This is a genomic window from Exilispira thermophila (assembly GCF_055389015.1).
Window position 1 is genome coordinate 250,142 of sequence record NZ_AP042476.1, and the last position, 12,695, is coordinate 262,836.

The window sequence follows — 12,695 nt, forward strand, 5'->3', positions numbered from 1 at the left end:
ACATTATTCTCTTTTTTACTAAATTATAAACAGTAATATAATTTAGATTGGAGGATAGTATGGGGTTAGATAAAATAGAAGTTATTTTTCAAGAAGAACTTAAAACTCTTGAAAAAGAAGGTAGAAATAAAGGGAAAGAGGATATTATTGTAAAGGTTTTAAAACCAACTGCTAAAAGAGGTCCAAGATATTTTTTAAAGGGATGGGGTGATAGAGAATTTATAAAAATGAATTCAAATTCATATCTTGGTATGGCTTTTAGAGAAAAAGTTATTGAAGCTGAAGAAAAAGCTACAAAAGAGTTTGGTGCAGGACCAGGTTCAGTTAGATTTATTAATGGAACTTTTGAATTGCATAGAAATTTAGAAAAATTACTTGCACGATTTCATGGAAGAGAAGATGGGATGATTTTTTCTTCAGCATACATGACATCACTTGGAGCTCTTACCTCTTTAATAGATAAGAATACTGTTATTATTAGTGATGAATTAAACCATAACTGTATTATAAATGCTATAAAAATTAGCAGACCTTATGCAAAAGCTGTTTATAAACATCTTGATTATAATGATCTTGAAAAAATTTTAGAAGAGTACAGTTCAAAAGCATCAAGAGCTGTAGTAGTAACTGATGGTATTTTTAGTATGAGGGGTGATAATGCAGATTTTAAGATATTGATGGAAGTTGCAAAAAAATATGAAAATAACTTTAATGAGGGAGTTATTGTAGTTGCTGATGATTCACATGGAGTTGGTGCATTTGGTAAAACAGGAAGAGGGACAGAAGAGTATACAGGAGGAAAAGTTGATATTTTGATTGGCACACTTGGAAAAGCTTTTGGAGTTAATGGTGGTTATGTGGTTTCTTCAAAAAAAGTGATTACTTATTTAAAAGAAAAAGCAATTACTTACATATATTCCAATCCTATTACTGTAGGCGAAGCAGCAGCAGCAATTGCAGCTATAGAGTTGTTTGATTCAGAGGAAGGAAAAGCAATTAAAGAAAATCTTGTAAAAATGACAAAGAAATTTGAAAATGGAGTAAAAGAATTGGGATTTGAAATAATTGAAAGTGATCATCCAATAGTACCTGTTTTGATTAGAGATACAAAGAAAACAAAAGAACTTGTTAAGTTTTTAAAGGAAAATGGAGTTTTAGCAACAGGTCTTGCATTTCCAGTCGTTCCAAAAGGTGATGAAGAAATAAGGTTTCAGATAAATGCAGATATGAAAGAAGCAGATATTGATTATGTTCTTGATGTTTTGAAAAAATACAAAAATAAATAATAATTCAAGCTGTCCTGAAATTAAGGGCAGCTTTTTTTATTTTTGAAATATAAAAAAAATGAGTTAATATTATATTAAAATAATGTTTGCTAATAACAATTATATTGGGTAGCAAATAATTAATAAATATATAAATAGATAAATAAATAGATGAAAAGTTTAGATGAAAAATTAATTTTAAAAATTAAAAATACATTAAATTACAGGAGAAATAAAATGAAACTAAAATTGATAATTTTATTTCTTGCTCTGTTGTTAATATCAAGTTTATCTCTTTTTGCACAGGAAAATGTCAATATAAAGGGAAAAGTAGATATTAATGTTCAGTTGCTTGGTAATGGATTTGGGTTAGGTATGAATGCAGCTTATGGATTGAGTGATAAAATTTTCTCAGGTTTAGGTGCATCTATAGATCCTTTAATATTTGTAATGGGTTTTGATTTTCATCTATTTTTTAAATATTATTTTTTTGATACTCCATTAAATTTATATCTTTTGGTTGGTACAGGTTTTTTTGATGGAGAATCTACACTTTTTAATTATACTGAAAAAGTTATGTGGGTTTTTAGTGATGTTCGAGCCGGGATTCAATATTCTTTTGGTAAAATTTATATTGCTTTAGATATAGGACCAAGGTATAATTTTATTCAGGATAATACTTTTGATACAAATTTAATTTTATGGGGAGGATTAAGCATTGGATTAAGATTTTAATTAGGAATTTAAATTAGATTTTAAACAAAATCTTAAATGATCATGCTAAAGTTTTTAAAAGACTATCTTTTTTAAATAATTTTGTTAATTTACCAGATATGTAAAATTACTTTTTTTTGAATTATATTTTAATATTGTATTTTGAATATAAATTTTTTTTTATAATTAATTAAAATATGGAGGACATGTGAAAAAGAAATACTTTATAACTATTTTTGTAATTGCTGCAATTACATTTATAATTTTTTCCTGCTCTACAAATAAAGTGAGTACAAAAAATAATGATTTTAATAATTTTAATGCTGTTAATAAATGGGAAAGTTTTATTAAACTTGATAAAACTACAAAAATATCTATCTGGGAAGAAGAACTAAACTTGCTTTTGGAAAAATTAGAAGATAGGCATTATGACTTATATCACTTTGCTTCTTATGACAAACTTTATAATAAAGTTGAAGAAATTAAATCTGAATTAGATAAATTAACAGATTTTGAAATCTATATTAAAATAAGAGAATTACTTTCTCTTATCCATGATGGCTATACTTTTGCATCTCTTGATGTAAAACTTGATTATATTCCAATTAATGTAACAAAATTTAATGATGGTTATTATATTACTTCAGTCTTAGAAAAATATAAAGAGTTTTTGGGATATAGGTTAATTGGTATAAATGGTGTTTCAATTGATGAAATAATTGAAAGGTTGGGTAAAATTGTTTCTTATGATAATATGGTTAGTCAGGAATATCAAGCAAGATTGTTGTTAAATTATTCTGATTATTTAAAATATGCTATTGGCAGTGATATTAATGAAAGTTTTGATTTTGTTTTTTACAATGGAAAAACAAAAGAAGCTAAAAAAGTTGAGATTAAACCTATTAAAGCTAAAGATTTAAATAATATATCTAAAAATGATTTTGTTGATATATTTTCTATTAATAATAACAAAAAACCAGTTTATTTAAAAAAATTAAATAAAAACTATTGGTTTATGTTTGATAAATATAACAGAATTTTATATTTTCAATATAATAGTTGTAGAGAAGATCAAAACTATCCTTTAAGAGAATTTTTTAATAAAATGTTTGAAGTGATTGATAAAGAAGATGTTAAAAATATATTAATTGATTTAAGATTTAATGGAGGTGGAAACTCTTCTTTAATAAATCCTTTTATATCTACATTAAAGAATAATAAAAAGTTTATTAATGGAACATTAAATATTTTTATAGCAATAGGGGATAAAACTTTTTCATCAGCAATAATAAATAGTGTAGATTTAAGGAATGACCTTTATGGGTATTTGATTGGAACACCATCAGGTGGAAGCCCAAATCATTATGGTGAATTAAAAAGTTTTACTTTAAATGAAACAGGGATAAAGATTTTTTACCCTACTAAATATTTTGAAATGATTGAAGGTTATGAAGGTGATTCTTTATGGCCAGATATAGTTGTTCAATATAATTATAATGATTATGTAAAAGGGTATGACCCAGTATTTGAATACATTAAAAATTCATTTTAATCAAAAACATTTTTATTATTAATTATTTTTTATATTATTTAAATTATAATTTTAACTTATTTTAATTTAATTATTACTTATCCTAATCTTATTTTAATTAAAGTTATTCAATAAAATTTGATATTATTAATTTGTTTTTTTTTTAAATTATTTTACTATTTTAAAGTAAAGTGAAATTTTATTGCATGTTGTTTATAATGGGGGGATTATGAAAATAAGATTTTTAGTTTTAATTATACTATTACTATTTTTTTCAAGTATATTTATCTTTGCTCAAAATAGTGGAAATAATTTTTTTACTTATAAAGATAAATTTGAAATAAGTATTGAATCTTTAGGTAATGGATTTTTACTTGGTTTAAATCTAAGGATAAGATATGCAAACAATAATTTTAATTTATGGATGGGTGCTAATATAGGGGTTAGGTTTTAATTTTTATTTTCTAAACCAGGGTTTTCAATTTTCTTAATTTATTTGTTTTGATTTTTTATAATTGTATTGGTACCTATACTTCTATAAATATTGGGGGGATTCTTTTTAATATATATTGCTGATACAGGGCAAAAAGCTTTACACTTTTGACAAAAATAGCAATTATTCCCATGAACAGGGAACCCTTTATTTATATTTGAATCTATTTTAATATTATTTACCGGACAAATTTTTTCACAAATTCCACATTTGGTACATCTTGAAAAATCAACCTTCATTTTAAAAGATTTTCTTAATATTTTCCAGACAAATTGTTTTTTTGAGAATAGAGACATAATGTCGGGCAAAAAGGGAATCTTCCCCCATCTGGATTTGTGATTAATAATATCAAATGAATAATTAATAGATTTTAAAATCCCTTTAAATACAATAAATAGACGCTTTAAATTATCTTTATCTAATTCTAAGTTATATAGAAAATTTAATGAATTGATATAGGATTTAAAATCTTTTATTGTTTTTATATTTTTCCCTTTTTCTAATAAAATATTATAGTCTAGATTTTGAAAATAATTAATCCCTTTTAAAAATTGATCTGTAATAGAAGATTTTACAGCATAATTAGCAGGCATAAATATCTCTTTTGCTCCAATTGGAATATACCCTTTCTTTTTTACAATTGATTTTAAAGGGCCAACAATTCCACCTGAATATGATTGTAAAGTATCTACAAAAAATACAGGTATTTTATTAACTTCAGGAAGGTTTCTAACAAATTCCCAGATAAAGGGATAAGTCCCCTGTCCAGCTACTGGAAAAGCAAGTCCAATAAGATCAATTTTAGGGATAGATTTGCTAATTAAATTTTTTAAATATCTTTTATCTATTGTGATTTTATTACTCTCAAAAGTAGATTTAATAAAATTGTCTATATTTAAAAGTTTTGTATTTATATTATTTTCTTCAAATATTTTTGAAATTGTTCTTGCAACAATATAAGTATTACCAGTTCCTGTAAAATAAAAGATAATACAGTTTTTAAAATCATTCATATAAAGTATCCTTTTGCTTACAATATTTTTTATTTATTATTTCTTATTTATTTTGATTTTTTTTATTTAATTTGTTGAAATATGAATCAATGTTAATGTGTAATTTTTCATTTACAAAAATTAAAAAAGCAGGGAAGAAAAATATGGAATAAAACCATGCTAATGCCATTGCTAAAGATAAAACAATTCCTGTACTTTTCATTGCACGCATAGGAGAAGGTACAAATGATAAAAATCCAAATATTGTTGTTAATGTGGTTAAGGTTACTGCTTTCCCTATTCTTTCGACAACTAAATCCATATACCCTTTTCCTTCTATTTTATATCTATGAGCAAAATGGATTGCATCATCAACTCCCATACCTATTAAAAGAGGAATTGCAATAATATTTACAAAATCAAATTTTATCTTGAAAATTGCCATAATTCCAAGTAAAGAAGCTATGGCAAATAAAAGTGGGAAAAGTGTAAAAATTGTTAACTGGATATTTTTAAAATCCAGCAAGATTATTATAAAGATAGCAATGATAGCAGCAATTGATGCAATTATTCCATCCTTTTTAGCAATGTTTGACAATACATCTGCGACAAGAATCATACCAGTTGCTTTATCTGTAATTTTTTCTATTTCATTTACAAATTCATTTCTATTTTTTTCAATCCATAAATTCTTTTTAGGGAAAAGGGAGATTAAATTGTATTTTTTATCATTAGAAAAATAGGTTTCTTTAATACTCTGTGGTAAATCATCAATAGTAATTGCTTTTATTTTTGTTAATGGGTAAAAATAGTTCATTATCCCTTTTTCTAAAAATAGAGAAAATAATTTATAATTTTGATCATTGTCAAATATTTTATTTAGATTTGCTTTTAAAGAATTTAATTCACCATAATTTGCAATATTTGCTAATTTAATAATATTAGATTTAAAATTGTTAATTTCATCTTTTCGTAAAGTGTTTTTTCCCTTTCCAGAAAAGGTTGAATAAAAATATAGTAAAGTGTTCAAATCAGGAGAAGAATTAATTAATTTATTATATTTTTCAATCTGGTTTCTTAATAAATTTGCTTTTTCAATGCTTTTTGTTTGATCTTCTTTGGAAGGAAGAAACAAAGAAATTGAATCAACATAACCAATACTGTCAATTCTGGAAAGTTTTTTAGTTAAATTTTGTGTTTCTTTTATATTATTGGAAATTATAAACATTCCATCAGGTGTCATCTCAAATTTCTTTTCAAGTTTTGTTTGAAGCTCAATAGATTCTAATCCTTTAGCTTCCATTTCCATTAAATTTGTTTGAATTTTAACTCTATTTAAATTGATCCCGGTTACTAAAACTACAATTAAAGAGATAATAATATACAAATAATATCTTTTTTTTATTGAGTTTCCTAAATGTTTTGTAAAAATTAATTCATATTTTGATTTTTTAATTGTTATTGGATCAACTTTCCCCTTTCTTTCAATTTTGTTGTTTCGGATTTTTAGGAGGATAGGTATAAACATAAACATTGCTAAAAGCTCAGAAAGAATCCCAATACCTGCAACTAAACCTAATTCTTTTATTAAATTAGATTTTGCAATGTATAAAGAAAAAAAAGCAACAGCAGTAGTTAATGCTCCTGTGATTATTCCTCTACCACTTTTTTTAAAACTCAATATAATTGATTTGGTAAAATTATGGTTTTCCCTTTCAAATACAAAAGCTGTTAAAAGATGTATTGCAAAGTCAATTCCAAGTCCAAGCAAAGCTATCATATACATAGCTGTAATAATATTTAATTTACCAATAATAATACCTGTGAAACCAATTGTCCAGATTATACCAATGACTAATGGAATACTAGATAATAAAGGTAAACTTATAGATCTAAAATTAATAATAAGTAAAATCAGGATTAAAAGTAGTGCAATAAAAGTTGAAAGCTCCAACCCTTTTTCTGAAGTAACCATTTCATCTTTAGCAACTACTATTAAACCAGTAAGTCCAACTTTAACACCAATATTTTTACCAACTTTTTTTACGGCTTTTTCAATAGCTAAAACACCAGGTGTAAAATGTAAGTAATCTTCTATTGTAAATTTTGGTTGTACCATTAGAAGAGCCATATCTTCATCTTTATTTATAAGATATTTATCTGGTAAAAAGACTGTATCTAAAATATTAGATATGTTATTATAAATAGATTCTGAAGGAGAGTTACTTTTTAAAAGAGATAACAATTGTGACGATGTTTGATCAGAATTTAAAAAACCATTTTTAACAAGAAAAGAGAGAAACTTATTAAAATTATCCAGAGAATAATTTATTTTATTTTTTTCTAATCTAGTAAATGAATTTTTATTTAACAAATTGGTTTCTATGTTTGAGTTTAATAAAGATAATGTAGATAAAGTTGTAGTTGAGCTATCAAAATTAAAGTTAAAATTTTTAGAATCACCCTGATTTAAAAATAGGAGTAAATTGTTTTTAATAAAATTTGTATCTATTTTAGAATAGACGTTTTTTACATATTCAATTAAATAGGATTTTTTTAATTCTTCACTTATTTCCTTTATTGCTTTTATAAGATATTCTTTATTTTTTGATTCGATAACTACAAAAATATTAGAAGCAGAGGGAAAATTTTTGGATATTTTTTTAAGGTCTGAAACTTTTTGAGAATTATCAGGTAATAGAGAATAGTATGTTAGATTTAACTTTAAAAAATAGATACCTGCAAATGCAATTAGTGTAATAATTATACCAATTGTTAAAAATAACTTCCATTTTTTTACAACAAGTTCTGAATATTTTTCTAAAAAGGTTTTTCTAGATCCATTTTTTTGTTCTGTTGACATATGGCCCCCAATTATTTTGAATTTGTTTTTAAAATAAAATATAAAAAAATAGTTTTATACATCATTTTTTTTATAATTGTTTAAAAAATTTTCTAAAAATTTTAAATAATTTGCAAATTGTTTTTTTCCAGATTTGGTCATTTTATAAATGGTATTAACATTGTTATTTTTAACTATTTTTTTTGCTAGTATATAATTAGCTTCAATTAGTTTTTTTAAATGAGAATATAAAGTTCCATCAGGAATTTTTAAAACTTCTTTTAATCTATTAAAACTTACATCATCTTCACTATATATAATTGTTAAAATTGAAAGTCTGGTTTTTTCAAAAAATGTTGAATCAAAATTTGTAAAAAATTTATTATCCATATGCTTTATACTTTAATTTATAAATTTTTATAATTAAGTTTTTTTTTGAATAACATTCCAGTTATTACAAACATTATAGAAATAATTATTCCAGTTACAAAAAGTAAAATATCAGTTTTCACATGTAACCATATTTCTATAAAATAGAAAATAATACCTAAAGAATAAAGGATAGAAGATATTATATAAAAAAAATTATATGACATTAATCCTATAAAATTTGAAAATAAACCCATTGAAAAAAGAATAACAATCGAAAAATATTTTACACCATTAAGTAAATATAAAATTTTTAAAAAAATAATGATAAAGATAGAAGTTGTTATTGCAAAATATAAATAATGAAAGGTGATTTTTGATGTTAAAGGGATTTCCTGTTTTTCTAAATTTTTAATCCACCCAAATATCTCAATCATTATTGCAACAAGTATTGATGGGATCCAGATATAATTTATGCTTGTCTGAAATTGTATATTAATATTTAAATAAAGGTAATAATTTAATATTGTTGCTAACAAAATAATAATACCCCAGATGATAAAAATCCAATGAGAAATAATAGGTTTTTCCCCTTTTTTTAAAAGAAGTTCTTTAATAATTTCAATATCTTTAAAATATTTATCGAAATTGTTCAAATTTTTAATGTTATCACTGTAATAATTACTGTTACTAGGGTTATTATTATTAATATTATTGTTTAAATGATTATTAGTATCTTTATTCAAATTATTTTTCTCGTTACTTTTTTTATTTTGAAACATAAATCCTCCATAAAAGAATCTTTGTATCACAAAGTTACTTTGTATTGCAAAGTACCTACTGTATAAATATTACTTTTTTTTACTTTGTCAATAACTTTTTATAAAATTAAATTTTAAATAACATTTTATAATTGAAAATATTGATAAATTTACATATTTTTTTTGAATTATACTTGACAAAGTTTATATTATAAATTATAAGAAATATGTATAGTTTACAATATAAACTATACATATTAAAATTCAGAATTCTGGTATTTAGTTTGAAATTGTAATAAAAATTTAAAGACATTAATTTTAATGAAAAACGAAAATTAAGGAGTAACTAATGATTAAAGTTGAAAACCTATATCATTCTTATACACATAATGAAAAATATGCTGTAAAAAATATCAGTTTCGAAATTGAAAAAGGCGAAATTTTTGGTTTTTTAGGACCAAGTGGAGCTGGAAAGTCAACAACTCAGGGGATTTTAACTGGTATTTTAAGACTGCAAAAAGGGAATGTTAATGTAGCAGGTTTTGATGTGAAACATTTATCAAGGAAAATGTTTAATAAAATTGGTGTATCTTTTGAGCAATCAAATGTTTATAGCAAGCTTACTGCTAAAGAAAATCTCGAATTTTATAGAAAACTATTTGATGTTAAAACCAGAGATCCAGAATATCTTTTAAAATTAGTAGGTCTTGATGGAAAAGAAAATATTAAAGCAGGTGAATTCTCTAAAGGGATGAAACATCGACTTACTTTTGCAAGGTCAATGATTAACTATCCTGAAATCTGGTTTTTAGATGAACCTACAACAGGTCTTGACCCTGCAATAGCTGCAGTGATAAAAGATATAATAAGAAAAGAAAATCAGGAAAGAGAAGTTACAATATTTTTAACCACTCATAATATGTATATTGCAGATGAACTTTGTGATAGAGTTGCATTTATTGTTGATGGAGAAATAAGATTAATAGATTCACCTAAAAATTTAAAGTTACAATATGGTCAAAAATTGGTTGAAGTTGAATATGTTAAAGATGGTAAAAAACAAAAAGAATCTTATTCAATTGTTTTAAAAGAAGATAAAGAAAAATTAAATCATATTATATCTAATTATGAAATTGTAACAATGCACACTAAAGAAGCAACCCTTGAAGAAATTTTTATAAAAGTTACAGGAAGGGGGCTTGTGTAAAATGAAATTGTGGTACAGTTTTATTAAGGAACTTAAAATAGCTCTAAGAAGCTGGTATTTTTATGTTGAATTTATAGTAGCTTTAATATTTCTCTTTATACTTATATTTGTGATACCTGAAAATTTTACTTCTAAATCGAAAGAGGTTTTATATATTGATTTACCAGAGATATATAATGCATATTTTATAAGACAATTTAAAGATTTGGATGGAAAAGCTGAAAATTTTGAATTTAAAATTAAAGATAAAGTTATTCCAGTTAAACTTTATGAAAGTGAGGAAAAAAAGATCTATGTTGCTTCTAAAGAAGAGGATATGATAGAGATTGCAAAAAATAAGAAGTATATTGGAGCATCTATAAAGATTGATAAAAACTATAAAATTCATTATGAATATTATTTACAGGGATTTGAGAATCAAAGATTAAAAAATCTTTTATTGATAGCACATGTAAAAGAGATAAAACAGGTAGAAAATGCTATGAATAATCAGGTTGTTAAAACTCTTCATTCCTCAGTGATAAAATTAACAGATAAACAAAATTTTATTCCTATGATACTTGTCTTAAATGGTAGTTTAATGGGATTATTTATAATTGCAGCTTATATATTTTTGGATAAAGATGAAGGTATTATAAAAGCATTTGCAGTTACAGCTTCATCAGTTACAACTTATCTTTTATCTAAAACACTTGTTCTTATATTTACAACAATTATCACTACCTTAATTGTTGTTGCACCTGTTTTAGGGTTAAATGCACATTATGGTTTAATGGTTTTATTCCTGATTGCAACAGGTTTTTTTAGTGCAACACTGGGTTTGTTTCTTACAAGTTTTTATGATAATTTGATGCAATCATTTGGAGTTCTTTATATACTTATAATTTTAATTATGTTACCAGGAATATCTTACTTTAATCCAGGCTGGGATCCTGTATGGGTTAGATATATACCATCTTATCCAATGTTTTATGTATTTAAAGAAACAATATTAAAAGATTGTAATTTAACATATGTTTTAACATATTCAGGTTTATTTACTTTAATAGGATTGGTTTTCTTTTTTCTATCAGATTATAGATTTAAAAGAACTTTAAGAGTTTAAAACTAGTGTTAATTAGTGTTTTAGCTTGATATAATAATTGATATAATTATAGATATTTAAATAAGAAAAAAATTATTTTAGATTGTTAACTTAATTTATTATTTTAAATTATTAATTTAATTTAATAGGATAGAGTTTTAGTTTAATTTATTGTTTTAAATTATTTAATATAAATATTTAAATTTATTACTATAAATATAGTTATGAATTTATTATTATCTGGAGGAACAGATGTTTAAATATATATGGTTAATATTTAAAAGAGATTTTAAAGTAAACCTTAGAGATGTTTTAGGATTGATGTTCTTACTGTTTCCAATACTTTTTGGTTTAATAATTACCTGGATATCACCTGGTATAAATGATACATCTGTTAAGATTGCTTTTTTAGAGAATGAGAATAAAGAGCAGATTGAATATTTTAAAAAATTTGCAAAAGTAGAAACTTTTAAAAATTTATCTGATATTATAAGAAGAATTGAGAAAAGAGATAATATGGTTGCAATACTTCCTGAAAATAAAGGAAGTAATAAAAAGTATTATATCTTGACACAGGGAAATGAACCTTCATATATTATAGATTATGCTAAATTTTTAAAAGCTAATTATGAACTAGGAGTAGATATAGATGATTCTAATGCTACTATAAAAGAATTTGGGGTAAAACAAGCACCTTTAACTCGAATTTTTACAAATGTATTTATTTTATTTGTTACCATAATGTCAGGAATGGTTATTTCATTAAATATTCTTGAAGAAAAAGTTGATGGTACAATAAAAGCAATTAATGTATCACCTGTAAATTATAATGAATTTATTTTAGGAAAAAGTGTAATAGGGATAATAGAAAATATCTGGGGTGCAGCAATTTTGCTTATTCTTGCTGGATATTATAATATAAATATTGGAATGTTAGTTTTAATTTTAATATCATCAACTATATTGAGTTTGATTGTTGGATTTGTTGAGGGGATAGTTAGCACAGACATTATGTCTGCAGCAGGAAATGTTAAAATGTTGTTTATTCCTCTAGCAGCTGCTGTTACTGCAGTTGAGTTTCTGTCTAAAAAATGGCAAATTCTATTTTATTGGATCCCTTACTATTGGGCATATAAGGCAAATGATGCTATTTTATCAAATACAGCTACATGGCCACAAATATTATTGTATGGTGGTATAGTTGTAATTTTAAGTGTGATAACATATATTATTTTTTCTCCAAAAATAAAAGAGGGGTTGAAATAGTTTTGTGAAAATTATAATTTTAAACAATAATTTTAATAACAATGATAATAATAATTAATTATTATTATTATTTATTATATTCTAAGTACTTATATATTTCAAAAAAATAAAATTATATAAATTACTTGTAAGAAAATAATTAAGAATAAAAAAATTTAATTAAAAAATTGA

At 23.8% G+C, this 12,695-nt stretch carries 11 protein-coding genes; 7 read left to right on the forward strand and 4 right to left on the reverse strand.

Annotated elements, in window-relative coordinates; genetic code table 11:
* Nucleotides 1-59: 59 nt before the first annotated feature.
* From ACZ5EC_RS01025 to ACZ5EC_RS01040, 4 genes are all read left to right on the forward strand, one after another.
* Complete coding sequence (locus ACZ5EC_RS01025; RefSeq protein ID WP_464303111.1) at nt 60-1,286, forward strand: aminotransferase class I/II-fold pyridoxal phosphate-dependent enzyme; 1,227 nt, start codon at nt 60-62, stop codon at nt 1,284-1,286.
* 216 nt (nt 1,287-1,502) lie between these two features.
* Nucleotides 1,503-2,000: a hypothetical protein gene (locus tag ACZ5EC_RS01030; RefSeq protein WP_464303112.1), complete on the forward strand. Its 498-nt coding sequence runs from the start codon at nt 1,503-1,505 to the stop codon at nt 1,998-2,000.
* 187 nt (nt 2,001-2,187) lie between these two features.
* On the forward strand, nt 2,188-3,531 hold the full coding sequence (locus tag ACZ5EC_RS01035; RefSeq protein ID WP_464303113.1) for a S41 family peptidase: 1,344 nt from the start codon (nt 2,188-2,190) through the stop codon (nt 3,529-3,531).
* Nucleotides 3,532-3,739: 208 nt separating this feature from the next.
* On the forward strand, nt 3,740-3,964 hold the full coding sequence (locus tag ACZ5EC_RS01040; protein ID WP_464303114.1) for a hypothetical protein: 225 nt from the start codon (nt 3,740-3,742) through the stop codon (nt 3,962-3,964).
* Between the two features lie 38 nt (nt 3,965-4,002).
* On the opposite strand, the gene ACZ5EC_RS01045 is transcribed toward ACZ5EC_RS01040, so the two are convergent.
* Genes ACZ5EC_RS01045 through ACZ5EC_RS01060 form a run of 4 tightly spaced genes read right to left on the reverse strand, consistent with a single transcriptional unit; the run spans nt 4,003 to nt 8,988 of the window.
* Entirely contained in the window at nt 4,003-5,016 is a 1,014-nt protein-coding gene (locus ACZ5EC_RS01045; RefSeq protein ID WP_464303115.1) for a 4Fe-4S binding protein, read from the reverse strand.
* Between the two features lie 43 nt (nt 5,017-5,059).
* Complete coding sequence (locus tag ACZ5EC_RS01050; protein WP_464303116.1) at nt 5,060-7,858, reverse strand: MMPL family transporter; 2,799 nt, start codon at nt 7,856-7,858, stop codon at nt 5,060-5,062.
* Between the two features lie 54 nt (nt 7,859-7,912).
* Nucleotides 7,913-8,227, reverse strand: coding sequence for a transcriptional regulator (locus ACZ5EC_RS01055; protein ID WP_464303117.1), 315 nt, complete (start codon nt 8,225-8,227; stop codon nt 7,913-7,915).
* Nucleotides 8,228-8,244: 17 nt separating this feature from the next.
* On the reverse strand, nt 8,245-8,988 hold the full coding sequence (locus tag ACZ5EC_RS01060) for a hypothetical protein (protein ID WP_464303118.1): 744 nt from the start codon (nt 8,986-8,988) through the stop codon (nt 8,245-8,247).
* A gap of 328 nt (nt 8,989-9,316) precedes the next feature.
* Between ACZ5EC_RS01060 and ACZ5EC_RS01065 the strand changes: the two genes are divergently transcribed.
* From ACZ5EC_RS01065 to ACZ5EC_RS01075, 3 genes are all read left to right on the forward strand, one after another.
* Nucleotides 9,317-10,174 (forward strand): ABC transporter ATP-binding protein, encoded by an 858-nt coding sequence (locus ACZ5EC_RS01065; protein ID WP_464303119.1) that lies wholly within the window; start codon nt 9,317-9,319, stop codon nt 10,172-10,174.
* A gap of 1 nt (nt 10,175) precedes the next feature.
* Nucleotides 10,176-11,279: an ABC transporter permease gene (locus tag ACZ5EC_RS01070; RefSeq protein ID WP_464303120.1), complete on the forward strand. Its 1,104-nt coding sequence runs from the start codon at nt 10,176-10,178 to the stop codon at nt 11,277-11,279.
* 231 nt (nt 11,280-11,510) lie between these two features.
* Nucleotides 11,511-12,524 carry an ABC transporter permease gene (locus tag ACZ5EC_RS01075; RefSeq protein ID WP_464303121.1) on the forward strand — a complete coding sequence of 338 codons (1,014 nt, stop codon included), beginning with the start codon at nt 11,511-11,513 and terminating at the stop codon, nt 12,522-12,524.
* Nucleotides 12,525-12,695 lie beyond the last annotated feature (171 nt).